The 24,790-nt window shown below is 70.5% G+C and carries 20 protein-coding genes; 12 read left to right on the forward strand and 8 right to left on the reverse strand.

Annotation, left to right across the window (positions count from 1 at the left end; translation table 11 throughout):
• The first annotated feature begins 52 nt into the window (after nucleotides 1-52).
• Nucleotides 53-2,407, forward strand: a complete 2,355-nt coding sequence (locus BHS09_RS07005; RefSeq protein WP_140797495.1) for a Tex family protein — start codon at nucleotides 53-55, stop codon at nucleotides 2,405-2,407.
• A gap of 12 nt (nucleotides 2,408-2,419) precedes the next feature.
• Here the strand turns inward: BHS09_RS07005 and BHS09_RS07010 are convergent, their stop codons facing one another.
• Both BHS09_RS07010 and BHS09_RS07015 read right to left on the reverse strand, forming a co-directional pair.
• Entirely contained in the window at nucleotides 2,420-3,544 is a 1,125-nt protein-coding gene (locus BHS09_RS07010; RefSeq protein WP_140797496.1) for a hypothetical protein, read from the reverse strand.
• Nucleotides 3,544-5,400, reverse strand: a complete 1,857-nt coding sequence (locus tag BHS09_RS07015; protein WP_140797497.1) for an HSP90 family protein — start codon at nucleotides 5,398-5,400, stop codon at nucleotides 3,544-3,546. Before BHS09_RS07015 ends, BHS09_RS07010 begins: the two co-directional genes overlap by 1 nt.
• Before the next feature lie 186 nt (nucleotides 5,401-5,586).
• Here BHS09_RS07015 and BHS09_RS07020 point away from each other — a divergent pair, with 186 nt between their 5' ends.
• From BHS09_RS07020 to BHS09_RS07030, 3 genes are all read left to right on the forward strand, one after another.
• On the forward strand, nucleotides 5,587-6,426 hold the full coding sequence (locus BHS09_RS07020; protein ID WP_140797498.1) for a metal-dependent hydrolase: 840 nt from the start codon (nucleotides 5,587-5,589) through the stop codon (nucleotides 6,424-6,426).
• A gap of 166 nt (nucleotides 6,427-6,592) precedes the next feature.
• Nucleotides 6,593-7,969 (forward strand): LETM1/MDM38 family protein, encoded by a 1,377-nt coding sequence (locus BHS09_RS07025; RefSeq protein WP_174260501.1) that lies wholly within the window; start codon nucleotides 6,593-6,595, stop codon nucleotides 7,967-7,969.
• 155 nt (nucleotides 7,970-8,124) lie between these two features.
• Nucleotides 8,125-10,302 carry an FUSC family protein gene (locus BHS09_RS07030; RefSeq protein ID WP_140797500.1) on the forward strand — a complete coding sequence of 726 codons (2,178 nt, stop codon included), beginning with the start codon at nucleotides 8,125-8,127 and terminating at the stop codon, nucleotides 10,300-10,302.
• Here the strand turns inward: BHS09_RS07030 and BHS09_RS07035 are convergent.
• Entirely contained in the window at nucleotides 10,256-11,851 is a 1,596-nt protein-coding gene (locus BHS09_RS07035; RefSeq protein WP_140797501.1) for a HEAT repeat domain-containing protein, read from the reverse strand. The genes BHS09_RS07030 and BHS09_RS07035 overlap by 47 nt on opposite strands.
• A gap of 103 nt (nucleotides 11,852-11,954) precedes the next feature.
• Here BHS09_RS07035 and BHS09_RS07040 point away from each other — a divergent pair, with 103 nt between their 5' ends.
• Genes BHS09_RS07040 through rsmB form a run of 4 tightly spaced genes read left to right on the forward strand, consistent with a single transcriptional unit; the run spans nucleotide 11,955 to nucleotide 15,761 of the window.
• Nucleotides 11,955-12,536 (forward strand): sensor histidine kinase family protein, encoded by a 582-nt coding sequence (locus BHS09_RS07040; RefSeq protein WP_237080219.1) that lies wholly within the window; start codon nucleotides 11,955-11,957, stop codon nucleotides 12,534-12,536.
• Between the two features lie 29 nt (nucleotides 12,537-12,565).
• The gene (gene fmt, locus BHS09_RS07045; protein ID WP_140788417.1) at nucleotides 12,566-13,504 is read left to right on the forward strand and encodes a methionyl-tRNA formyltransferase; all 939 of its coding nucleotides are present in this window, start codon (nucleotides 12,566-12,568) and stop codon (nucleotides 13,502-13,504) included.
• Between the two features lie 20 nt (nucleotides 13,505-13,524).
• The gene (locus tag BHS09_RS07050) at nucleotides 13,525-14,448 is read left to right on the forward strand and encodes a type II 3-dehydroquinate dehydratase (RefSeq protein WP_140788418.1); all 924 of its coding nucleotides are present in this window, start codon (nucleotides 13,525-13,527) and stop codon (nucleotides 14,446-14,448) included.
• Nucleotides 14,445-15,761, forward strand: coding sequence for a 16S rRNA (cytosine(967)-C(5))-methyltransferase RsmB (rsmB, locus tag BHS09_RS07055; RefSeq protein WP_140788420.1), 1,317 nt, complete (start codon nucleotides 14,445-14,447; stop codon nucleotides 15,759-15,761). The genes BHS09_RS07050 and rsmB overlap by 4 nt, the downstream gene beginning before the upstream one ends.
• 3 nt (nucleotides 15,762-15,764) lie before the next feature.
• Here rsmB and BHS09_RS07060 read toward each other — a convergent pair whose 3' ends face one another.
• Nucleotides 15,765-16,670, reverse strand: a complete 906-nt coding sequence (locus BHS09_RS07060) for a LysR family transcriptional regulator (RefSeq protein ID WP_140788422.1) — start codon at nucleotides 16,668-16,670, stop codon at nucleotides 15,765-15,767.
• 136 nt (nucleotides 16,671-16,806) lie between these two features.
• Nucleotides 16,807-17,115 (reverse strand): hypothetical protein, encoded by a 309-nt coding sequence (locus BHS09_RS07065; protein ID WP_140788424.1) that lies wholly within the window; start codon nucleotides 17,113-17,115, stop codon nucleotides 16,807-16,809.
• Between the two features lie 57 nt (nucleotides 17,116-17,172).
• On the opposite strand from BHS09_RS07065, the gene BHS09_RS07070 reads away from it, so the two are divergent.
• Nucleotides 17,173-18,282, forward strand: coding sequence for an MJ1255/VC2487 family glycosyltransferase (locus tag BHS09_RS07070; protein WP_140797503.1), 1,110 nt, complete (start codon nucleotides 17,173-17,175; stop codon nucleotides 18,280-18,282).
• A gap of 25 nt (nucleotides 18,283-18,307) precedes the next feature.
• Here the strand turns inward: BHS09_RS07070 and BHS09_RS07075 are convergent, their stop codons facing one another.
• Nucleotides 18,308-19,354 carry an SDR family NAD(P)-dependent oxidoreductase gene (locus BHS09_RS07075; RefSeq protein WP_140788428.1) on the reverse strand — a complete coding sequence of 349 codons (1,047 nt, stop codon included), beginning with the start codon at nucleotides 19,352-19,354 and terminating at the stop codon, nucleotides 18,308-18,310.
• Nucleotides 19,355-19,369: 15 nt separating this feature from the next.
• Nucleotides 19,370-19,843, reverse strand: coding sequence for a peroxiredoxin family protein (locus tag BHS09_RS07080; RefSeq protein WP_140797504.1), 474 nt, complete (start codon nucleotides 19,841-19,843; stop codon nucleotides 19,370-19,372).
• Nucleotides 19,844-19,955: 112 nt separating this feature from the next.
• On the opposite strand from BHS09_RS07080, the gene BHS09_RS07085 reads away from it, so the two are divergent.
• The 3 genes from BHS09_RS07085 to BHS09_RS07095 all read left to right on the forward strand — a co-directional run bounded on the left by BHS09_RS07085 (nucleotide 19,956) and on the right by BHS09_RS07095 (nucleotide 23,466).
• On the forward strand, nucleotides 19,956-21,077 hold the full coding sequence (locus BHS09_RS07085; protein WP_140797505.1) for an aminotransferase class I/II-fold pyridoxal phosphate-dependent enzyme: 1,122 nt from the start codon (nucleotides 19,956-19,958) through the stop codon (nucleotides 21,075-21,077).
• Nucleotides 21,078-21,261: 184 nt separating this feature from the next.
• Nucleotides 21,262-22,149 carry a hypothetical protein gene (locus BHS09_RS07090; RefSeq protein ID WP_174260502.1) on the forward strand — a complete coding sequence of 296 codons (888 nt, stop codon included), beginning with the start codon at nucleotides 21,262-21,264 and terminating at the stop codon, nucleotides 22,147-22,149.
• 24 nt (nucleotides 22,150-22,173) lie between these two features.
• Nucleotides 22,174-23,466: a choice-of-anchor X domain-containing protein gene (locus BHS09_RS07095; protein ID WP_140788435.1), complete on the forward strand. Its 1,293-nt coding sequence runs from the start codon at nucleotides 22,174-22,176 to the stop codon at nucleotides 23,464-23,466.
• A 5-nt stretch (nucleotides 23,467-23,471) separates the two neighbouring features.
• Here BHS09_RS07095 and BHS09_RS07100 read toward each other — a convergent pair whose 3' ends face one another.
• Nucleotides 23,472-24,617: a hypothetical protein gene (locus tag BHS09_RS07100; protein ID WP_140788436.1), complete on the reverse strand. Its 1,146-nt coding sequence runs from the start codon at nucleotides 24,615-24,617 to the stop codon at nucleotides 23,472-23,474.
• Between the last annotated feature and the right edge of the window lie 173 nt (nucleotides 24,618-24,790).

Here is a 24,790-nt window from a genome sequence, read left to right on the forward strand (position 1 = left end):
GGACGGCCGGTCTCTGGGAGCAGTGTGGGGCCCGGGTTATAGAAGCGGCGCCATGCACCCCTACGCCGCTGAGCTTTCCCAGGAGCTGGGCCTCAGGCCCGAGCAGGTGGACCGGACCCTCGCGCTGCAAGAGGACGGAGCCACGGTCCCCTTCATCGCGCGCTACCGCAAGGAGGTCACGGGCGGCCTGGACGAGGTCCAGATTCAAACCATCTTCGACCGGGCCACGGAGCGCGCCGAGCTGGACTCCCGGCGCGACACCATCCTCCGCACCATTGAGGAGCAGGGGAAGCTGACGCCGGAGCTGGCGAAGGCGCTCAAGGGCGCGAAGACACGCACGGAGCTGGAGGACCTCTACCTCCCCTACAAGCCCAAGCGCCGCACGCGCGCCGCCATTGCCCGGGAGCGCGGGCTGGAGCCGCTGGCGGACCTGGTGTGGAAGCAGGACGGCCGCCGCGGCGAGGACGTGGCCGCGCGCGTGCGCCCCTACATCAACTCGGAGAAGGATGTGCCGGACCAGGCCGCGGCGCTCGCGGGCGCGCGAGACATCTGCGCCGAGCGCGTGGCCGAAGATGCCGGTCTGCGCCGTGAGGCCCGTGAGGTGAGCGCGCGCCGGGGCACGCTGTGCTCGAACGTGGTGCCCGCGAAGAAGGGCGAGACGACCAAGTTCGAGAACTACTACGGCCACGAGGAGCCCCTGTCCCAGGCCCCCTCGCACCGCGTGCTGGCGCTGCTGCGCGGCGAGGAAGAGGGCGTGCTGAAGGTGAAGCTCTCCCTGCCCGACGACGAGGTGAAGGGCCTGCTGGCCGGGCGCGTGGTGACGAAGCCGCAGTCCCTGTTCGCGCAGGAGTTGCGCTCCGCCGTGGAGGACAGCTGGGACCGGTTGATGGGCCCCTCGTTGGAGGCGGAGCTGCGCGCGGAGCTGAAGGAGCGCGCGGACCGGCAGGCCATTGGCGTCTTCGGGGAGAACCTGCGCCACCTGCTGCTCACGCCGCCCGCAGGCGCCCGCGCGGTGCTGGCCCTGGACCCGGGCCTGCGCACGGGCACCAAGCTGGCGATGATGGACGTCACTGGCAAGGTGGTGGAGACGGTGACGCTCTACTCGGAGCGCGGCGCGGACGAACGCGCCCGGGCGGCGAAGCTGCTGGCCGCGGTGGTGCAGAAGCACAAGCCGGAGCTCGTGGCCGTGGGCAACGGCACGGGCAGCCGCGAGGCGGAAGTCTTCGTACGCGACACGCTGAAGGCGATGGGCTCGCAGGTCCCCGTGGTGTCGGTGAGCGAGCAGGGTGCGTCCATCTACTCTGCCTCCGAGGTGGCCCGGGACGAGTTCCCGGACCTGGACGTCAGCCTGCGCGGCGCGGTGTCCATTGGCCGGCGCCTCCAGGACCCGCTGGCGGAGCTGGTGAAGATCGACCCCAAGAGCATCGGCGTGGGGCAGTACCAACACGACGTGGACCAGGGGCTGCTCAAGAAGAAGCTGGGCGAGGTGGTGGACTCGTGCGTCAACGCGGTGGGCGTGGACGTCAACACCGCGTCTCCGCAGTTGTTGGAGCACGTGTCCGGCGTGGGGCCGTCCCTGGCGAAGAAGCTGGTGGCGCACCGCGCGTCGAAGGGCCGCTTCACCACGCGGCGCGAACTACTGAAGGTGAGCGGCCTGGGGCCGAAGACGTTCGAACAGGCGGCGGGCTTCCTGCGCGTGCGCGGGACGGAGCCGCTGGACGCCAGCGCCGTCCACCCGGAGCGCTACGGCGTCGTGGAGCGCATGGCCAAGGATTTGGGCGTGGCCGTGAGCGCGCTGGTGGGCAACGCCGAGCTGGTGCGCAAGATTGACCCGAAGCGCTATCTGGGCCCGGACCTGGGCGAGATGACGCTCAAGGACATCCTGGCGGAGCTGGAGAAGCCCAGCCGCGACCCGCGCGGCGACTTCACCGCGCCCCAGCACCGCGAGGACCTGCGCTCGCTGGAGGACGTGAAGGAGGGCATGGTGCTCCAGGGCGTGGTGACGAACGTCACCGCGTTCGGCGCCTTCGTGGACGTGGGCGTGCACCAGGACGGCCTCGTCCACGTGTCGCAAATCTCCACGCGCTTCGTGAAGGACCCCTCCGAGGTGGTGAAGGTGGGGGACCGGCTGACGGTGCGCGTGCTCACCGTGGACCTGGCGCGCAAGCGGCTGGCGCTCTCCGTGCGAGCGGTGCAGGAGGGTGGGGCGCCGCAGCCGTCGGGCCGCCCCCCCGTCGGTGGGGCCACGGGGCCGGGCCGCATGACGGAGCGCGGCGGCGGAAGCGGCGGGCCTCCTCGTCAGGGCGCCCGGCCTGCCTCCGGCCCGGGGCCGAAGCCGCCGTCGGGGCCCGGTGAGAAGAAGGGCCCGGAGCCGTTCAACAACCCGTTCAGCAAGCTCAAGCGCTGACGGGGCGTCGCCTCACTTCGCGTCGATGAGGAAGGGACGGACTTCCCCCGCGAGCACCTGGTTGCGCGCCAGCAGCTTCGCGAACCGGTCCGTCCCATTGCGTGTGTCGAAGCGGGTCGCGATGTCCCGGGCTTGCCCCAGCGTCCAGGCGTGCAGGGCCCGGACGTCGTAGCCGCCATCCGCCTGGTGATTGGGGAACATTTTCGGCAGCCGCAGGCTCACCACGTCCCTGTCTCCGGCGGCCAGCACCCGCTCCAGCAGGAAGGCGGCGGCGGCGTAGAAGGTGAAGCGGTCCCGGTAGCTCGGGTGGTCCAGCGCCCAGCCCAGGTGCTTCTCCAGCAGCGTCAGCCCGCGCGACAGGTTGTCCGTCAGGGCGAGGAACTCCATGTGCTCGCCCACGGTGGAGAGGAACTCGCGGTTCTTCGTCACCATGGCGTAGCCGCGGCGGTGGATTTCGCGCGCCTGCTCCAGCTCACCCAGCTTGAACAGCGGGTAGAGCACCGTGCCCAGCGTCAGGTGCGGAATCTCCGCGCAGGACTTGCGGCCGTCCAGGATGGGCTTCGCCTTGCGCAGCACCTGCTGCCATTCGCCCTTGTCGGCGTGGTGGTCCAGTTCGTCGTCCAGCTCGCACACGCGGCAGTCGGTGAGGTGGTCGCGGCGCGCCTCCAGCCACCCGTTCCACAGCCGCTCCACTTCCTCGGCGGCGTCACCCATCTCCCGCGCGGCCTGGTAGCGCATCTTCAGCACCGCGCGCACCCCGGAGTCCGTGGCCTTGAAGCACTGCTCCACGTCGTCCAGCGCGTCCTGAATCTGCTTGCGGGTGATGTGAGGGAACTCCTTGATGCGCCCCACCACCCACTTCTGCTTCCAGAACATCTCCTCCGGGTCGAAGCGCTTCGGGTCCTTCTTCTGCTGTCCCCGGCACCACGCGAAGGCCACCAGCGCCTTGTCCGGGAAGCCGCCGAAGGTCGCCGCGTCGATGAGGGCGTCCCGCATCCGGTAGCCCAGGCCCACGTCCTTGTGCGTGTCCGCCAGGCGCACCGCCTCTTCCAGCAGCCGCACCTTGCTCTCGCCTTCCGCCAGGCCGTCCGCCTGTTCGAAGAGCGACTCCGCCTGCTCGCGCCAGTCACCGCTCATCAGTGCAGCCCCCGGGGACCCGCGCCGCCGCTGCCTTCGCCGCCGCGCTCGCCATCCCCGCCCAACTGCGCGGAGATGAGGCCCAGCAGGCCCTGGTTCAGCAGCACCATCTCCTGTGCGTTCAACGGATGGTGTCCCAAGAGCAGTGCTTGCACGTAGAGCATCTCCACCGACAGCTTCAGCATGTCCCGGTCCGCCACCGCCGCCAGCCGCCGCACCACCGGGTTGTGGAGGTTGAAGCACAGCTGCGCCGGCTCGCTGCCCGATGCCGCCATGACGCTGTCCAACACTCCGGCGTACAGGTCATCCGACTCCTCGCGGGCCCGCTCGGCGTCGCGCCGGAACGCGCCCTCCGCGTCCGAGCTGTAGAGCGTGGGCACCTCCGCCGGGTAGAACTTCTTCACCACCGCGCCGCAGCGGAACGGCGCCAGCACGCGCTCCGCCATGCGCAGCAGCGGGAAGGTGGCCTCGCGCTCGTCCAGGGTGAGCTCCTCGAAGCTCTGCGGCAGGTCCGCGGAGGAGAAGGGCTCCACCTGCACGTCCGGCACCGCGTGCGGCAGCTTCTCCAGCAGTGACGTGTCGTGCGTGTACGCCGCGTTGATGATGCACAGACCTTGGGCACTGGCCACCTGGGCAATCTGCCGGAAGCCGTCCACTGTGGACGTGTAGCGCACCACGGGGTGCGCGCGCCGGTAGTCCGCCAGCGTCATCATCCCCATCGACGTCTCGAAGGGCAGCCAGTGGATGATGAGGCGGTAGAAGTCATCGTCATCCAGCGCCAGCGCCTTCACGCTCAGCCCGTGCAGGGCAATCAACCGCTGGAGCGCGCGCGGGTCCTCACGCGCCAGCTCCATCAGGTAGCCGCGCAGGGACTGCCCCAGGGACTCGCGCGCCGCGGCGAGTGCGTCGTCCTCGTAGAAGGACTCCCGGCTGGCGGTGGGCCGCAGCGCGTTGGCGTTCACCACGCACTTCACGAAGAAGGCCCAGTCCGGCAGCAGGTTCTCCGCGCTCTCCGACAGCAGCATGTGCTTGAGGTACACGCGGTGCTTCTGCCGTGAGTTGAAGTTCGGCGACGCGGGCAGCACGTAGGCCACCCCGTCCACGTCTCCGGCGGTGGAGCGCAGGGGGATGCAGTCGACGAAGTCCGTGTCGAACAGCTCGCGCCCGTAGGCGAGCAGCGCCTTGCGCCGCTCCGAGGCGCTGTCGTACTGGCGGCGCCAGGGGGCGCCGGAGGTGTCCAGCCGCTCGGTGCCCTGGTCCGTGGTGAGGTGGATGGGGAAGGGCAGCAGGCCGCCGTAGTGGCTGGCGAGGTTTCGCAGCCGCGTGGCGGTGAACCAATGGGCCATGTCCGGGCGGGCCACCAGGAACACCTGGGTGCCGGGCTGGGCGAGCGGGTGCTCGGAGGGCCGCACGGCGTACGTGCCGTCGTGCCGGCCCCGCCATTCCAGGGTGCGCCCGTCGCCGCGCGCCGAGCGCGTCACCACCAGCAGCTCGTCACACACCATGAAACAGGACAGCAGGCCGATGCCGAACTGGCCGATGAAGTCGTTGCGGCGGGCTTCCAGGGCTTCCCGCTTGGAGGACTCACCGATGGTGGCCAGGAAGCGGTGGATTTCGTCCTCGGTCAGCCCCACGCCATCGTCGGTGAAGAGCAGGGTGGGCGGGCTGCCGTCCTGCTTCTCCATCAGCTCCAGCCGGACGGTGCCCGCATGGCCGGGCTCCACGAGCTGGCGGGCGCGGATGGCATCGGTGGCGTTCTGGAGCAGCTCGCGTACGTAGACGCCCGGGGAGCTGTACAGGTGGTGAGACAGGAGGTCGATGACCCCGCGGAGGCTGACTTGAAATCGGTGGTCCACGTGCCGCCGACGTTAGCGCACGCCCCCCGTCGTATCGACAGCCGAATCGAGCTTGAGACGCGGCGCGCACTTGGGCATCCATGGCAGGCCCTTGAATGGCCGCCCGGTCAGTGTCAGGTGGCAATCCGGCCGTGGGGGACGTGTCACCACGGTGGCGGCAGGTCTTCACCTCGAAAGCAGGAGTGGATGGATATGCGGACGAAGCTCATGGCAGTGGTGGCGGGCGCGGCAATGGCCTTCGGCGGAACGGCGGCGGCGCAGGGCACCCCGGCGCCCGCCAAGGTCGCGGCCACCAAGGCCCCGGCGGCGGCCACCCGCGGCAAGACGGAGGTGACGTGGTGGGGGCACGCGGCCTTCGTGATTCGCAGCCCGGGCGGCGCGGTGATTGCCATCGACCCCTGGCTCACCAACCCCAAGGCCCCGCGGGGCGCCGCGCAGCCGGAGGCGCTGGACGCCATCCTCCTCACCCACGGCCACTTCGACCACGTGGGCGAGGCCAAGGCGCTGGCCGAGAAGACGGGCGCGAAGGTCTACGGCTCCTTCGAGCTCATCAACCTGCTGGGCCTTCCGGAGGCCCAGGCCGTGGGCGCCAACGCGGGCGGCACCTTCCAGGTGAAGGACGTCACGCTCCACCTGGTGGAGGCGGTCCACTCCAGCAGCTACGCCGCGGACCCGAAGTCGCCGGCGCAGTACGCGGGCGCGCCCCTGGGCTACGTGCTGGAAATCGACAAGGGCCCTACGTTGTACCACGCGGGTGACACCGGACCCTTCGAGGGCATGTCGCTCATCGCCACCCAGTTCAAGCCCACCGTGGCCCTGCTCCCCATTGGCGGCCACTTCACCATGGGCCCCGCGGAGGCGGCCCAGGCGGTGCGGCTCTTGAAGGTCAAGAGCGTGATTCCCATGCACTACGGCACCTTCCCGCTGCTCCAGGGCACCCCGGACGCGCTGACCGGCGAGCTGAAGAAGCTGCGTAGCACGGCCAAGGTGGTGGTCCCGGAGCCCGGCGCGACGACCGCGCTGTAGGCACCGGGAGCAGATGGTTGGGCCCGGTAGAAGTGGCGGTTCTATGCCCGCTGACTTCCGGGCCTTGACCCTGTCCCGTGGCCGAGTGGCAACCGGGATGCCCCTGGGTTACATCCTGCTCTTTTCTCCGCGTGTGGGTCTTTCCCCGCGGTCCAGGGGTGTTCCGGTGTTGGACTTCACCAAGGCGGGGTGGCTCTTGCCACTCCTGACGGAGACGGTCGCCTTCGAAGCGGGCGCGCCGGTTCCGTCCGCGCCGCCGCTGGGCTCCGGGCGGGCCCGCGCCCGCGCGTACCTGCGGCGGACGCTGCGCGCCAGTGGCCTGCTGTACGGCACGCCCGCGGACGCACCCGCCGCGGCGGACGTGGCCCAGCCCACCGAGTTCCAGGCGCGCGTGCTGGAGGACCAGCTCTTTCACGCCGTGGTGCGGACGCTGGCGCTGATGGCGCTGGAGTTGGGCCGGCTCGTGGGGGCTCCGACGGCCGTTCGCACCGAGCATCTCCTGGTCCTGTTCGCGGTGCTCACCGGAGAGCTGGAGCTGGCGGAGACGGTGGACGCGGCGATTGCCTCGGGGCGTCCGGTGTCCCGGCGGCTGGTGGCGAAGGTGGAAGCGTCGCTGGTGAAGCGCTCGCCCGTGCTGGCGGGGGACCCGGTGTACGGGCTGGTGCTGCACAACGGCGCGCAGTACGCGGACGCGCAGCTGTTCTGCCGACAGGCCATTGACTACTTCTCGCGCGGCGCGCTGCACCGCGAGCGGGCGCAGCGGCGGCTGGACTTCGCGGCGCGGCAGAAGGCGCTGCTGGTGGACGTGCTGACGGGGCTGGCGTGTGTGGACCGGGTGCCGGGCGCGCCCGCGCGCCGCGCCATCCTGCGGCAGGTGGAGTACCTGCGGCTGCCGGCGGCGATGACGTCCGAGCTCAAGGCCGCGGTGAAGCAGTCCTTCGCCCGCCGCCGCCCGGTGCGGGACGTGGTGCGCCAGGTGCGCAGCGTGGACGTGCGCCACTTCCTGCTGGAGCAGACGTTGCTGGCGGCGCTGGTGGATGGCCGCAAGACGCGGCGCGAGCGCGTCTTCATCCGCGAATTGGCGCAGGCGCTCCAGGTCCCGGACGCGGAGCTGCACCGGCTGGAGCTGGAGATGGCGGAGTTCTACGCCCGCCACCGCGCCATCGTGGACGTCTTCACCGTGTCGGACGCCGCGGGCGCCATGGGCGATGACCTGGTGGCCGGCATCCAGGAGACGCTGGAGAAGAACTTCTACCGGCTGATGCAGGAGGTCCGCGAGACGGGCGACCTGGCGGTGCTGCTGACGAAGGCGGCCCGGCGTCAGGCGCTCACGGGCGACGAGCGCCGGCGCATGCGCGCGCAGCTCGTCGACGTGGCCAAGGCGATTCCCGCGCTGGCCATCTTCGCGGCGCCCGGCGGCATCCTGCTGCTCGCGGCGTTGGGGAAGGTGCTGCCCTTCAGCCTGCTGCCCAGCGCCTTCCAGGAGGCCGCGCCCGTCGAGGAGGACTTCGAGTACGTGGGACCGGAGCGCGAGGCCGGCTGACGCGGGCCCCTGGCCGCTCGCCCTCCATCCATCCGGTGGAACGGGCCCGGCCGCGTTCACGCCTGGACATCACCTTCGTGGGGTGGTTCCACGGAAGCGTCGATGCGCGCGCGGACCTGTGACATAGGACGGAGTGGTTTGGGATTGCTCGCGCGATGAGTCGGCTCCGTCATCACCTCCAGGCCTTCCTCCGCGTGGAGCCGGGCCGCCCCGCGTATGGCGCGGGGTTGCGCGCCGCGCTCGCGGTGGGTGGCCCCATGGCCGTCGCGGCCCTGCTGCACCTTCCCGCGGCCACGTGGGTCGGTCTGGCCGCCCTCTTCGTTGCCCTGGTGGACCGGGGCGGCCCCTACCGGGACCGCGCGCTCACCATGGGCGCCATGACGCTCCTGGGCTCCGTGGTGGGCCTGGCCGCGGCGCTGCACCTGCCCGCGTGGGCCGCCGTCATCGCCACGTTGTTCTGGGTGACGGCGTGTGGCTTCGCCCGCTCGTATGGGGACACGCCCGGGTTGATGGGCGTGGTGCTCGCCAACTACTTCGTGGTGTCGCTCGCGCTTCCCGCCAAGGACGTGGCTGACGCATTGCTGCGCTCCGGCCTGTTCCTGGTGGGCGGCGCGTGGGCCATGTTCCTCGCGCTGATGCTGTGGCCGCTGGTGCCCTACCGGCCCGCGCGCCTGGCCATCGCGCTGTGTTACGACGCGCTGGCGGACCACGCGGAAGAGGTGGGGCGCTGGCCGCTCGAAGGGGTGTCGTCCGCCGCCGCGGGTGTCCTGCCGGAGGCGCCCTGGCAGGCCCGCATGCGTCAGCTCATCGAACAGGCGCGCACCGTGCTGGCCTCCACGCGCATGGGCCGGGCGGGGGAGAGCGGCCGGGGCGAACACCTGCTGGTGTTGGCCGAAGGCGCGGATTCAATGATGGTGACGCTCATCGCGCTGACGGAGATGCTGGAGGTGGCGCCCGCCGCGCCCCGCTATCACGCGCTCCGAGCGGAGGTGCAGCGCGCGCTGGCGGAGCTGGCCGCGGACCTGCGCCGCGTCCGGTTGGCCTTGGAGAAGGGGACGGAGGTGAGCGCCCAGCCGGTGTGGAACGCCGAGCGGGTGAAGCGGGCCCTGGAGGCGCTGGACAAGGCGGGCGACGTGCCGGAGCCGGTGCGCGCCGGCTATCAATACGTGCACACGCTGCTGGACCGCCTGCGGGACTATTCCCACGCGACGGTGGAGGTGGCGGCGCGGCTGGAGGGCCGCGCGCCCGTGCCGGACGCCCTGGCGTTGCCCGCGCGGCGGGTGGAGGCGGCGCCGCGACAGGCCCTCCTGGAGCCGCTGCGGGAGAATCTCAACGTCCGCTCCGTCATCTTCCGTCACGCGCTGCGGCTGGGCGTCGCGGCCGCGCTGGCCACCGCGCTCGTCGGGGCGCTGGGACTGAATCACGGCTACTGGGTCATCATCACCGTCACCGTCGTCCTGCAGCCCTACGCGGGCCTCACGTTCCAGCGGAGCCTGCAGCGCATCGCGGGCACGCTGCTGGGTGCGGCGCTGGCCGCGGGACTGGTGGCGTTGGTGAGGGAGCCGGCCATCATCCTGCTGGCCATCGGGGTGCTGTTCGCGGTGGCGATGAGCATCCAGCCGCTCAGCCTGTCCGCGTTCCAGGTGCTGCTGACGCCAGCCCTGGTGCTGCTGGCGGAGCTCCAGACAGGGGACTGGGAGCTGGCAGGGGTGCGCATCGTCAACACGTTGCTGGGGGGGCTGATTGCGCTGACGGTGACGCGGCTGTTGTGGCCCAGCCCGGAGCACCTGCGCCTGCCGGAGCAGGTGGCCTTCGCGTTGCGCGCGGACCGCGAATACCTGATGTCGGTGGCCGCCGCGCACTCGGACGCGGAGCCCGCGGTGCGCGAGGCCCGGCGGAAGATGGGCCTGGCACTGCTGGCGGCGGAGGCGTCCTTCCAGCGGCTGCTGAGTGAGTGGAGCGGACCCGCCAAGGACCTGGAGCCGGTGATGGCGCTGCTCGTCTACGCGCGGCGCTTCACGTCGGCGGTGACGACGCTGGCCGCCAGTCGCGCGGACCCGGCGTCCCCTCGGGAACTCTCCGAGGTGGTGCGCTTCGCCGGGGGCGTGTTGGACGAACTGGCGGCGGCCATGGAGCAACAGCGCCGGCCCGCGCCCATGCCCGCCACGGTTCCGGCGGGTGGGGCGGATGCGCTGTCGCGCGCGCACGTGGAGCGGCTCGTGCGACAGCTCACCGTGCTGCACCACGCGGCGGAGCGTGTCCCGGCGCTGCGGCTCAAGGAGGGCGTCAGGGCCGGTCGAGCGTCGTCACCAGGCGCCGCAGGTCCTCGTTGACGCTGACGAGCCGGGTGTTGCCCTGTTCGTCCGCGAGCTGCTTTCGCATCGTGGGCAGGGAAGCCTCGCGCAGCTTCTTCGCGGCGTCCTGCGAGCCTTCCACCAGCCAGCCCACCGCGAGGACGAGCGCGAGCCGGGCCTCGGTGTCGCGCTCCCCCAGCCGCGAGGCCAGCGCGCCCGCGTGCTCGGCCGCGCCCGAACGGCCGACCTCCAGCGCCGCGCGCTCCATCATCCGCGGCTCCGCCTTCTCCATGCGCTGCACCCAGCAGCCCGCGTTGCCCGCGCACGCCTGCGCGGCCTCCAGCAGCTTGGACTGGCCCGCAATCTGGTCCGCGCGCCGCTTGCCCAGCGCGGCCGCGTCATCACAGCCTTCGTCCTCCGCCTGCTTGCAGTCCGCCGCCGTCCGCGCCGGCTCGGCCGCGGCAAGCTTCTGCAGCAAGGGCAGCTCGCGCGCGTCGCCCAGCATGGCGATGCCCTTCACCGCCGACTCACGCGCGTACCAGTCTCCGGTGCCCGCGGCCTTCTCCAGCGCGGGCAGCGCGTCGCGTCCGCCCAGGCGCACCAGGGCGCTCACGTAGGAATCCCTCACGGTGGCGTCCGTCTCCGACACGAGCCCGGCCAGCGGCTTCACCGCCTCCTGTGAGCGCATGCGCGCTAGCGCGTCCGCGGCCTGCATCCGCACCAGCGCCTGAATCTGCGGGTCCGTGTTGGTGAAGGCCAGCTGCTTCATCAGCGCGGCCACCGCCCGCTTCTCCCGCAGGTCGCCCAGCACCGTCGCCGCCTTCATCGCGTAGCTGGCGGGGTTGACGCCGTTCGACCGCGCCCACTTCAGCAGGTCCGCGTCCTGGCCCTCCAGCGCCTGCAGCAGCGCGTCCGCGGCGGGTGCGCCCAGCTGGTACAGCGCGAAGGAGCTCTCCACGTAGAAGGACTTGCCCTTGCGCTCCTTGGTCAGCATCCGCACCAGCGCGGGCGCCGCGCGGCCGTCACCGATGTCACCCAGGGCCTCAATGGCCTTCTTGTTGAGGAAGGGCTCCACGGTGTCGTCCGTGGCCAGGGTGATGAGCGGCTCCACCGCTTCCTTCGCCTTCATGTCGCCCAGCACCTGTACCGCCTCGATGCGCGTGTAGTTGTCCTTCGCGCGCAGCAGCGGCACCAGCGCGGGGATGGCGCGGCGGTCACCAATGGCCCCCAGCGTCGCGACAATGGCCTTGTTCGCCAGCTGCGCGGGCATGTCGCCCGCCGCCGGGTCCAGGGCCTTCGTCAGCGGCTCCACCGAAGAGGCATGCTTCAAGTCTCCCAACGCGCGGGCCAGCGCGGCGCGCACCTCCGGCTTGCGCTCGGTGTCGAGCTGCCCGTGGAGCATGGGCAGGAAGCGCTCGTCCATCTTCCCGGACGAACGCATGGCCTCCACCATGCGGATGCGGTCCTCCGCTCTGCGGCTCTGCTGAATGCCTGACTCCCAGTACTCCGGGGTCGCTGGGTCCCCCTTGCACCCAGCCAACACCAGGAAAGAGAGCGCAATACACAACGCGGTCAGAGAGCGGGTCATGCGGTCTCCATTGCGTCTGCGAGGTTGTCCTGTCTTCCGTGTAAACCTCACGCGAGGAAGGAAGCAAACCGCCCCCGGCACCTGGGGTACGCTGGTCAACGACATGTCCGATGGGAATCAAAAGACGGTGCGCCCGAGCCACGTCCGCCGGACGTACATCCTGGACCGGCCTTTCCAGCTCAAATACATCCTGCTGCTGGCGGGGATTGGTGCCGGCAGCATCCTCGTGTTCGGGCTGTTGGCGCACCGCGTCCACGTGTCGTCCACGGCCCTGGGGCTGGACGGCGGGCAGACGCTGCTGTGGTTGACGGCGGTGGGCGCGCTGGGCACGGCGGTGGCGATGGGCCTCTTTGGCCTCGTCTTCACCCACCGGGTGGCGGGCCCCGTCCACGTCATGAGCCTGTACGTGGCGTCGCTGGCGGCCGGCCGCTATCCCCGGATGCGACCGCTGCGGCGCGGGGACGAGCTCAAGCAATTCTTCGACCGCTTCACCGAAGCGGTGACGCGCATCCGGGAGCGTGAGGCGGATGAGGCCTACGCGCTGGAGACCGTGCTGGAGGCCCTGCGGCCGGTGGCCACCACGCCCGAGGCACTGGAGGCGCTGGGCACCCTGAGCGCCCTGCACACGCGCAAACGTCAGGCGGTGGACACTCCCACCGGGAGCACCTTCAAGTCCGTGGCCTGAGTCGCCCGGCGCAGGAGAAGCGCAACACCATGAGCAGACCCCGCATCGTTTTCATGGGCACCCCCGAGTTCGCGGTGTCCTCACTGGCCGCCTGCTTCGAACTGGGAGACGTGGTGGCTGTCGTCACCCAGCCCGACAAGCCGAAGGGCCGCGGCAACACGGTGACGGCGCCGCCGGTGAAGGAGCTGGCCCTGTCGCGCGGCGTGCCCGTGCTCCAGCCCACCAAGCTGCGCACGCCGCCCTTCGCGGAGGAGCTGCGCCAGTACGCGCCCGACATCTGCGTGGTGACGGCCTATGGCCGCATCCTCCCCAAGGATTTGCTGGAGCTGCCCACCCACGGCTGCGTCAACGTGCACGGCTCGCTGTTGCCGCGCTTCCGGGGCGCCGCGCCCATCCAGTGGGCCATTGCCCACGGCGACACGGAGACGGGGGTGTCGCTGATGGTGATGGATGAAGGATTGGACACCGGTCCGGTGTTGGCGATGAAGCGCATGGCCATTGCCCCGGACGAGACGAGCGCCTCGCTGTACCCGAAGCTGGCCGCGCTGGGCGGCGAGGTGCTGCGCGAGTTCCTGCCGGCCTACCTGAGCGGGGAGCTGAAGCCGGTGCCGCAGCCTTCCGAGGGCATGGTGCTGGCCCCCATCATCGAGAAGGACCAGGGCCGGTTGGATTTCACGAAGCCCGCCATTGAGCTGGAGCGGCGCCTGCGGGCCTTCACGCCGTGGCCCGGGGCCTTCACCACGCTGGGCGGAAAGCTGCTGAAGGTCCACCGCGCGCAGGCCAGTGGTGGTAGTGGGGCTCCCGGCACGGTGCTGGCGTCCGGTCCGGACGGCATCGAGGTGGCATGCGGCGAAGGCTCGCTGGTGCTGCTGGACCTCCAGCCGGAAGGCAAGCGGGTGATGCGCGCCGCGGACTTCCTGCAGGGGCACAAGCTGGCGCCGGGCAGCCAGCCCTTCGTCGCGGGCTGACGGGAGAACGGGTGATGGTCATGAGATTGCTGGTACTGCACGGACCCAACCTGAACCTGCTGGGCGTGCGGGATGGCTCGTCCGGGGGGCGGCTGGAGGACCTGGACGCGGCGCTGCACGCGCGGGCGGAGGAGCTGGGGCAGGAGCTGACGGTAGTGCAGTCCAACCACGAAGGCGACCTGCTGGACACGCTCGGCGCGGAGCTGGAGGAGCTGGACGGCATCATCATCAACCCGGCCGGGCTGTTCGGCTCCTACTGCCTCAAGGAGGGGCTGGAGGCCGCCGGGCTGCCCGCCATCGAGGTGCTGCTCAAGCCCCCGGCCCGCGAATCCGTGGTGGGGGAGGCCTGCGTGCTCCAGATTCACGGAGGGCCCGGCTTCGAGCCCTACCTGCAGGCCCTGGAGACCTTCGGCAGCGGCGTCTTCACGACGGAGAAGCCGGAGTCGAAGAATGCCCTGGGGAAGAAGAAGGGGAGCAGCCCCAAGGGCGCGAAGGTCACCCCCATCACCGTGCTCAAGCGCGCCGCGCGCAAGGAGGGCTCGTCGGAGACGGCCAGGTCCCTGGCCCGCGCGGTGAAGACGGCGGGGCCCACGAAGACGCTGGGCCGCAAGCTGGCGCCCGTGGAGGACCTGCGCGCGGCCCGTCAGGCGAAGACGCTGGGGCGCGGCGGCGGCAAGGGGCTCACTCCCGCGGCGGACCTGCTCACGCGCGCGCTGGTGCGCCAGAAGATTTCAGACCGGCTTTCCGGAAGGCTTTCCGCCGCCGAGCTGGCCGCCTGGGCGCGTTCCCAGTATCAGGCGGTGCAGCGTGGCGCTCCGGCGGAGAATGGCCACCGTGAGCTGCTGGAGGAGAGCCTCCAGCGCCTCACCCTCTCCAACCTGCCCGCGACGCGGCTCTCGGATGAGCAGCTCGTGGACCTCTTGACCCGGCTCGACGAAGGATGAACGCCCGCGCACTCGCCATCCAGGTCCTCGCGCGTGTCCGCGCGACGGATGCCTACCTCAACGTCGTGTTGGACACGCAGCTGTCCGAGTCGCCGCCGAAGGACCCGCGCGACGCGGCGCTCGTCACCGAGCTGACCTACGGCGCCACCCGGCGGCAGCTCGCGCTGGACTACGCGATTACCCGCTTCGCCGACCGCAAGCTGGACGCGCTGGAGGACAAGGTGCTGGCGGCCCTCCGCATCGGCGCCTACCAGATATTCCACACCCGTGTGCCCGCGCGCGCCGCGGTGGCGGAGACGGTGCAGGCCCTGAAGGAAGTAGGGCTGACGCGCGCGGCGGGCTTCACCAACGCCATCCTCCGCAAGCTGGCGGCCCTGCCCGCGCCGCCGCTGCCGTCCGCGTCCGACGTGGCGCTGCACCTGTCGGTGCGGGAGAGCCATCCCCAGTGGCTGGTGGAGCGTTGGCTGCGCCAGTTCGGCCGCGAGCGCGCCGAAGCCATGTTGGTGGCCGACAACCAGGCGCCCGCGGTGGTGGTGCGCGCCAACACCGCGAAGGTGACGCGCGACGCGCTGCTCGCCCAGCTCCAGGAGATGGGCGTGGACGCGAAGGCGACCACCGTGTCGCCGGTGGGCATCACGCTGCCGTCCGTGGGCCGCGTGGAGGACGTGTACGGCTACGCGGAGGGCCTGTGGCAGGTGCAGGACGAGGCCGCGCAGCTCGTGGGCGTCTACGGGGCGATTCCGGAGACGGCGCGCGTGCTGGACGCGTGCGCCGCGCCGGGCGGCAAGTCCTGCCACCAGGCGCAGTCACATGACGTGGTGGCGGTGGACCTCCACGCGCACAAGCTGCGCAAGATTGACGCGGAGGCCCGGCGCCTGGGCCTGCAGCCGCGCCTGAAGGCCTACGCGCACGACGCCGCGGAGCCCTTCCCGGAGGAGTGGGGAGAGTTCCACGCGTTCCTGGTGGATGCGCCGTGTTCGGGGCTGGGCACGCTGCGCCGCCACCCGGAGCTGCGCTACCGCCGCAAGGAGGAGGACATCTCCCGGCTGGCCACGCTCCAGCGGCGCATCCTGGAGAACTGCCAGGAGGCGGTGCCGCCCGGGGGCCTGCTGGTGTACGCGGTGTGCACCATGGAGCCGCAGGAGGGGCAGGACCAGGTGGAGATGTTCCTGCGCAGCCACCCGGAGTGGACGGCCGAGCCGCCCGTGCTGCCCGGCCTCAAGCTGCCGTTGTCCCAGGCGTACCTGCGCACGCTCCCGGGACCGGAGGGCTTCGACGGGTTCTTCGCCGCGCGCCTCCGGAAGCTCTACTGACGCTCAGGCGTCGTCGGAGGACGGCAGGTTGGCGGCGGCCTTGAACGCCTCCAACACCGCGGCGGACGCGCGGTCCAGGTACTTGCCCTTGCGGATGAGCAGGCCAATGGGGCGCGACACCGGCCCCTCCGCGAAGGGCTTGGCCACCAGGGAGCCACCCTTCACCTCGCCCTGTGCCGTAGACAAGGGGAGGATGGCCACGCCCAGGCCCATCTCCACCGCCCGCTTGATGGTCTCCACGTTGTCCATCTCCATCACCGGGGTGATGTCGATGCTCTTCTCGCGGAAGAGCCGGTCCAGCGCCTTGCGCGTGGGCGCCTCGCGGTCGAACGCGATGAAGGGCACGCCCGACAGCGCGGTGAGGCTCACCTTCTGCTTCGTGGCGAAGGGGTGGCCGGGGGCACAGACGACCGACAGCTTGTCGTCGCGGAAGGGGAGGATGTCCACGCCCGCGCGGGGCTGCGGATAGGCGACGATGCCAATCTCCGCCGCGCCCAGAATCACGTCGTCGTACACCTGGTCGTTGCGCCGGTAGTTCAGGCGCATGTTCACCTTGGGGTGCGACTTGAGCAGCTGCTTCTGCACCGAGTTCAGCTCGTGCAGCCCCACCGAGTAGATGGTGGAGACCGTGGTGGTGCCCGCCACCTCGGTGGCCTGCTCACGAATCTCCTGCTCCACTTCGGAGAAGCGGGCGAGGATCTCCTTGCACCCACGGAACAGCCGCTCCCCGGCCGGCGTCGGCGTCACCTGGCGCGCGCTGCGCGACAGCAGCTTCTGCTCGTACCGGTTCTCCAGCGCGCGAATTTGCTGGCTCACCGCGGATTGCGTGACGTGGTTGAGCTGCGCGGCGCGGGAGAATGAGCCAGTCTCGACCACGTCGCAGAACATCTTCAAGGATTCGAGCTGCATAAGGTCATCTCCTACCCTCAAATCCAATGATTAGGCCAGAGATAATTAGAATGCCTTTCCTTGGCCGCCAAACTACCTAACTCGCCAGGGCGGCCTCCGGCCGCTCATCGGACGACAGGAGGATTGCGGACGGGGCTCAGGACGGCTCAGGCCCCTCGGGTGGGGCCGGAGGGCGCGGGCGGAACAGGACGAAGAGGGAGGCGGCGAGCGCGGTGAGGGCGCCCCCGGCGAGCAGCTGGGTGCGACCGACCTCCCGAGTGGCGTCCGTCAGCAGCTGGCATTCGGGGCCGGTGAGGCCATCGCAGCTCAGGGCGGCGAAGCTGTTGCTCAGGCCCACGGCGAGCAGGCCCAGGCCGCCCAGGAAGAAGCCGCCCAACAGGCCCGTCGCCGCAGAGCGGCCCAGGGACGGCCGCTGGGGTGAAGAGGGCTCCGGAGAGGAGGGCATGCGGGCAGCTATAGCCGCGAGGGTGGGGCGGGCTCAACGGGAGCGTGGCGGGCGCGTATGCTGCCGGGCATGCGAATCCTCTACGGTGTCGTCGGCGAAGGCATGGGCCATGCGACGCGCTCCCGCGTCCTCCTCGAGGAACTGACGAAGGAGCACGAGGTCCACATCGTCGTCTCCGGCCGGGCCCAGGACTACCTGGCCAAACGCTTCCAGAACGTGCACGGCATCTGGGGGCTGACGCTCGCGTACGAGGGCAACTCGGTGAAGAAGTGGCAGACGGTGCTGCAGAACCTCACGGGCGCCGTGAAGGGCTGGCCGCAGAACATCCGCCAGTACTTCGAGCTGGTGGACGACTTCCGCCCGGACGTGGTGGTGAGCGACTTCGAGTCGTTCAGCTACATGTTCGCCCGGAATCACCGGCTGCCCGTCATCAGCGTGGACAACATGCAGGTCATCAACCGGTGCAAGCACGAGCCGGCGTTGCTGGCGGGCCACGAGGACAGCTTCGAGACGTCGCGCGCCATCGTGAAGGCGAAGCTGCCGGGGGCCTTCCACTACCTGGTCACCAGTTTCTTCTACCCGGAGCTCCGCAAGCGGCGCACCACGCTGGCCCCGTCGATTCTGCGCCCCGAAATCCTGGAGGCGAAGTCCGAGCCCGGTGAGCACCTGCTCGTGTACCAGACGTCGACGACGAACACGGCGCTGCCGGACATCCTCAAGGCCGCGGGCATCCCCTGCCGCGTGTACGGGCTGCGCCGCGACATCACCGAGGACCTGGTGGACGGCAACCTCACGTACCGGCCCTTCAGTGAAAAGGGCTTCATCGATGATTTGCGCACCGCGCGAGGCGTGGTGGCCAGCGGCGGCTACACGCTGATGAGCGAGGCGGTGTACCTGCGCAAGCCGGTGCTGAGCGTGCCGCTGGAGGGACAGTTCGAGCAGGTCATCAACGCGCTGTACCTGGAGCAGCTGGGGTACGGCATGTACGTGAAGACGCTGACGGTGGACGCGGTGAAGGAGTTCCTCACGCGCGTGCCCCGCTGCCAGCAGGCGCTCCAGGGCTACGAGCAGGACGGCAACACGCGGATGCTGGCCGCCCTGCGCGAGCAGCTGTCCCTGGCCTACGAGCACCGTGGCCACTGGGCCATGGAGATGGCGCAGGACTAGCGCCCGCGTTCGCCGCCAGGGGCCGTCAGTGCAGCGGCACCCCGGTCTCGTTGTTGCGCTCGGCCGCGCGCCGCGTCAGCTCGGTGAGCCAGGACTGGGTCAGCGGCGTCTCGCTCTGACTGCCGCTGTAGCGGTCCTGGCTGCTGTCCTGGGGCATGAAGCGGTTGGCCCAGGCGGTGAGGGCGGCCGTCAGGCTGGGCGCGAGCGCGCGGACCACGGCGGCCAGCTTCGCCGGTGCGCCCAGCAGCGCCTCGGCGTCGCCTCGCCGGCACGCGTCCAGAATCTTGCGCGCGGACTGCTCGGCGCTCAGCGAGGTGATGGGCAGGGAGTCCCCGGTGGCGAACCACGCGTACTCCGCCTCGTGGTGGCCCTTGAAGTACGCGTTGCGTGGGCTGCCCGTGCGCATCAGTCCCGGGCACACCGTGGTGACGACGATGCCGTCCTGGCGCAGCTCCGCGCGAAGGCCGTCCGACAGGCCCACCAGCGCGAACTTGCTGGCCGAATACGGCACCAGGTGGGGGATGCTCACCTTGCCGCCCACGGAGGCGATGTTGACGATGCGCCCCTTTCCGCGCCGCTTCATCTCCGGCAGCACGGCCAGCGTGGTGTACAGCGGCGCCCACAGGTGTGTGTCGATGGCCTCCTGGAAGTCCTCCAGCGTCATGGACTCCAGCGGCCCCACCTGGATGACGCCGGCGTTGTTGATGAGCACGTCCACCGTGCCCCAGCGCTCGTGGATGGCGGAGACCATGGCCTCCACCTGCACCGGATCTCGCACGTCGCAGGGGATGGCGTAGACCTCGCCGCCGGTGCGCTCCAGTTCCTCGCGGGCCCGCTCCAGCGTCTGTTCGTCCCGGCCGCAGATGGCCACCCGGGCCTCCTCCTTCAGGAGCTGCCGCGCCAGCACCAGTCCCAGGCCGCGAGAGCCGCCGGTGATGAGGACGGTGCTGTCCTTGAATTGGAAGCGGGAGCGGAGGATGCGGCGCAGGCCCAGCGCCGCGCCGATGCCGGCCGCGGCCACGGTGCCGAGCGAGAAGCGGGACGAGTCAGAATCCTTGCGGCGAGCTGGCATGGTGGGCTCCTGGAGTCAGGGGGCGGGAGAGGGGGCCGCGGCGCTGGCCTGGACGAAGCGCTCCAGCACCTGCCGCATGTGGTTGGACGCATTCCTTCCGGAGAAGTGGTGGCGCAGCCGGCCGGAGTCCGCGTCGAACACGAGCCACGCGGGCGTGTCCGCCACGTCGTAGGCCCGCGCCATGGAGCCGTCGTCCACGGCGATGGGGTGGTGGAGCCCGTGCTTTCGCGCGAAGGACTCCACCGCGTTGGTGTCCCGCAGCTCCTTGTCGGAGTGGGTGACATCCACGCTGATGACCTTCAGCCCACGCGAGCCGTACTCCGCGAGGATGCGCTTCACCGCGTCGATGTCCTCGTCAGCGCCGCGCTGCTTGACGGAGAAGAAGTGGAGGAGGACGGGGAGCTCATCCAGCTCCGAGACGTGGACGGGCATGTTGATCCACCCACCGTCCGGGTCCAGCAGGGTGATGGGAATGTCGAGCGTGGGCATAGGGGCTCCAGCAAGGCCTGGGTTCGGAAAGGACGCGACTCAAGCTAGGCACGCGTGGCCGCTTCCGGGCGTCGCTGGACGGCAGGCCGCGAAGCAGGCAGACACTCTCGGCATGCGCATCCCCGACTTCAAGTTGGAGCGGTACTTCGCGCGCTGGGAGTTCGCGGCGCCGTACCTGCTGTGTTCCTCGGACATCGAGGGCTGGCGGATGGGCGACTTGCTGGCGCTCGCCGGCCCGGACGAGCGGGCCCGCTGGGACGGGCTGACGCTGGGCTACACCGAATCCACCGGCCTGCCCGCGCTGCGCGAGGAGATTGCCGCCCTGTACCCCGGGCTCTCTCCGGAGCAGGTGCTCACCTTCGCCGGCGCGGAGGAGGCGCTCTTCGTCCTGGTCAACGTGCTGCTGGGCCCCGGGGACCACGCCGTCGTCACCTGGCCGGGCTACCAGTCCCTGCACGAGGTGGCGCGCGCCACGGGCGCGGACGTGACGCTGCTGCGCCTGCGCGAGGAGGACGGGTGGGCGTTGGATTTGGATGCGCTGCGCCGCGCGCTGACGCCCCAGACGCGGCTGCTGGTGGTGAACTTCCCCCACAACCCCACGGGCGCGTTGTTGGACCGGGCCACCTTCGACGCGCTGTGCGAGCTGTCGCGCGAGCGTGGCATCCACCTGCTGTCCGACGAGGTGTACCGGTTGCTGGAGTACGACACGCGCGACACGTTGCCGCCCGCGGCCAGCCACACGCCGCACGGCATCAGCCTGGGGGTGATGTCCAAGGCCTTCGGACTGGCGGGGCTGCGCGTGGGGTGGCTGGCCTGCCGTGACGTGGAGCTCTTGCGGCGCTGCGCGGCCTACAAGGACTACACGACCATCTGCAACAGCGCGCCCAGCGAGGTGCTGTCACTCATCGCGCTGCGCGCGAAGGCGCGGGTGCTGGCGCGCAGCCGGGAGTTGCTCGCGGCGAACCTCGCCCTGTTGGATGGCTTCTTCGCGCGGCACCCGGACACCTTCCAGTGGGTACGCCCGCGCGCGGGCAGCGTGGCTTTTCCCAGGCTGCTGCGTGAGACGCCCGTGGCCCGCTTCACCGAGGAATTGCGCGAGCGCGAAGGCGTGCTGCTGCTGCCCGGAGACGTCTACGACTTCCCCGGCAACCACTTCCGCCTGGGGCTGGGCCGCACGAATCTGCCCGACGCGCTGGAACGACTGGAGCGCTACGTGGTCGACACATCGCGTTGACGCGGCCGTCTCGAATGTCACCTCCCCGCGGGAATCCACAGGGGTGATGCGTTGCGTCAGTTCTCGCACGCACTTCAAGGTTTCCGTGACCTCGACCTTTTACACACCGCGCCTCTACAGTACGCCCCGCCGCCTGGTCCCCCGCCGGGCTGGTACCCCCTATGCAGCGCTGGAGGCGCTCAACATGAAGAAGCTCTTCTGTACGGTCATTGCCGCCGCAACGATGCTGGCGGGCACGGAGGCCGCCGCAGCCAACTACACGCTGTGGATTCATGGCCGCAACGGCGGCACGACGCAGCCCGGCAACTACAATGACTTCAGTTATTGGGGCTCCGCGAGCGTCGAGGCGGGCGTGAACAAGAAGGCCGTCAACTGGGACGGCCGTCAGCGCATCGGCTCGCAGAACTACCGCATCCGCGACGCGCTGGACTGCTTCTGCACGGGGGACAACTGGTGCTACGTCGCCGCGCACAGCGCGGGGAACCTCCAGATTGGCTACGCGCTGTCGATGTATGGCGGCTCGCAGCGCGAGGTGAAGAACGCGTCCCCCAACGCCAACGGCGTGTGTGGCAACGTGAGCGGCGGCGCGAAGCAGACGGGCTGGAACATCCGCTGGGTGAACGTGGCGTCGGGCGCGGGCGGCGGCAGCGAGCTGGCCGACATTGGCGAGTGGGCGGTGAATGAGCCGCTGGTGCGCGACCTGGTCACCACCACCGCGCGCGCCATGTACAACCACAACACCACGCGCAACGTGTGGTTCTACATGTTCGCGGGTGCCAAGGGCACGCTGTACTCCGGCGTGCTCCCCGGCCAGGACGATGAGGCGGTGTCGTACCACTCGACGGGGGGCGTGTCGGGCAGCGCGGGCAGCTCGCAGTGCAACCCCGGTGACTGGTTCTGTGGCGGCACCCTGAACCTGGGCACGGCCGCGACCAGCGACGGGCGCGCGAAGTGGAGCTACCACACGGTGGAGCTGCGTGACGACCGGGAGGCGTACAACCACTACGCCGGAGGCAACTGGGGTGGCATCATCGCGCCGGTCCGCCAGGACGTGGTCAATTACGCGTACTGAGCCCCCTCCACCGCAAGAAGCGACATGACTCCGACTGGCACCGTTTCCGCCCCCGCGTCCCGGATGCGCCGCGCCCTGTGGGCCATTCCCCTCATCCCGCTGGTACTGGGGGGCGTGGGGTGGTGGTGGATGGAAGCAGGTGCCGGCTCGGAGTCCCCCATCGAGGACGGCGCGTGGCAGGCGTCGTCGCCGTCTGCAATGCCCAGCCCGGCGCCGCGGAAGTCGGGAGGCGGCATGGGCGGGCCGACGGGGAGCGTGCCAGGAGTGGCAGTGCAGGACCCGGCTCGCAGCCCGGAGGAAGCGGAGCGGGACGCGCGGCGCCAGCTGTGGGAGCAGAGGCTGGCGCGCGCGAAGCAGACGCTGGAGTCGTACATGAAGGCGACGCGCTATCCGCCGGAGTCGCGTCCCGCCAGTGAGCACCCGGACCAGATGGAGATGGCGGAACCGGAGCGCACGCGCCCGCTGAACAAGGACGGCTCCGACATCCAGCTCCGGCTGAAGCAGGACCGCATCTTCGTCGTCGGCGACGAGGTGGTGCACTTCTTCGTCGGCTGCGAGGACGCGCGCCGCATGCCCAGGCCCTGCCAGGTGGTGTCCGCCTCCGCGCACGAGGCCGAGCACATGCCCGGCGCGGGTGTCATGCCGGCGGTTCCCCTCGTCTTCTCGGACGACGGCGCCGCGGGCGACGCGCTCTCCGGAGATGGCACCTTCACCGGGCGCTTCCAGCCGTCGAAGCAGGGGTTCCCCATCTACTCGGGCACGCTGCGCGTGGACGTGCAGGTGCGCTCGGGGGGCGAGGAGGGCACCGCGTTCTTCGACATCATGTACACGCCGTCGCCTCCGGCGCTCTTCACGGGCCGGGTGCGGGAGGTGCTGGAGCAAGGCTCGCTTCAGCTCTACCTCGGGATTCAGGTCCAGAAGGCCGGACGGTACGTGGTGGCGGGCCGCGTGGATGATGAGAGCGGCATGCCCTTCGCGCACGTGTCCTTCAACGAGGAGCTGAAGCGCGGCGAGCAGGAGGTGAAGCTCACCATCGCCGGCAACCTGGTGCTGGACGAAGTGCCCACCTTCCCCCTGAAGCTGCGCGACGTGGAGGGCTTCCTCCTCAAGGAGCGGGGGGATCCGGATCGCGAGCTGATGACGAGCTTGCGCGGGTACGTGCACACCACGAATGACTATCCCCCCGCGTCCTTCTCCGCCGCGGAGTGGCAGAGTGCGGAGCGGCGGCGCTATCTGGACGAGCTGAACCGGGACGTCATCGAGGCGCGGACGCACCTCGACGGCATCGACCTGGAAGAAGCGCCGCCCAAGCCGTGAGGGGCTCAGGCCCGCGGATGCTCGGGCGCAGGTGTCTCGGTGGTGCTGGGGTTCGCCTCGGGCCGCAGCTCCGGCTCCAACGCCTCCGCGACCACTTCCACGCCCTGTGAGGCGAAGGTGGCAGCCACCGGCGCGCTGGCCGCCGCGGGGTTGGCGGAGATGGAGCCCAGGACGCCTGCCACGGCGGCGTCGTCCAGGGACGGCTCATCCGGCAGCAGCATGTTCAAGTCATTCGGGTCCGCGAGGAACTCGTCCGGGCCCGCGGGGCTGACCGCCGGGTCCAGCGCCTGCCTCACGGCGAACTGCTGCCCGTAGGTGGCCGCGTAGGCGCTGCCCAGCGCGTAGCCCGCGGGCGCATCATCCACGCGCGCGTCACCGGCCGCGGCCGTCACCAGGTCGGCGGGAACGGCATCGATGCCCGCGGCCTCGGTCGCGAAGTTCACCGGCGCGCCGGAGCGAGCGGCGGCGAGGCCCGGCTGCTGGGTCTCCGTGGCGCCGGAGATGGCCGCTGAAGCGTCATCGGCTCCAGCCATGAAGAGCGCGTCTTCCGCGGCGTGCAGTCGCGGGGCTTCCTCGAAGATGTCCTCGAGTCCCAGCTCCAGCGGCGGCTCCAGGTCGGCCGCGGCGCCGGGGCCATTCAGCATGAACAGCACGTCCTCCGCTTCCATGGGCGTGGGCGCGGTGGAGGTGTCCCGGTTCTGCAGCTCCCACGCGGCGGCCTCCGGTGAGAGCAGGTCGCTGCCCATGTCCTGGGCGCTGGCACCTCGGAATGCGGGCCGGTGCGCCGCGCCGCTCACCGACTCCCGGGGCGCGCCGAGCGCGGTGGGAAGCTGCGAGCCCAGCAGCTGCGAATACCGCGGGGGGGCCGCTTCGAAGGAGCTCTCGCCGGCGAACACGCGCAGGTGTTCGGGCGCTTCCGCATTCGCGGCGTCCACGCCCGCCAGCATCGGCGCATGCGCGGCGAGCGACGTGTCCAGGTCATCCACCTCCGCCTGGAACTCGCTCTCGTCGGCATAGCCACGCCGCACCGCGGGGATCGGCTGCAGCGGCTCGCGGGGCGCGAGCGGTGACACCGACTCCAGACGGGTGTCGAGCCGGGCGCGGGAGATGGCGCTGGAGATGCTCGCGGTGATGCGGCGGATGGACGACATCAAGGGCTCCCTGCGGCGCACACTTCGGGCCGCATCGGAATTGTCGCCTCGTCACCGGAGAAGTTGCCAGGGAACGGGCCCGGGCATGCCGGGTTCCTCGTTTCGTTGTCATGGCATTCGCGCACCCTGACGGGAGCGTCCTGGCGGACAAGCGCCTCCCTCGGGGAGCGGGG

Source organism: Myxococcus xanthus (assembly GCF_006402735.1).
In the GTDB taxonomy this organism is placed as follows: domain Bacteria; phylum Myxococcota; class Myxococcia; order Myxococcales; family Myxococcaceae; genus Myxococcus; species Myxococcus xanthus_A.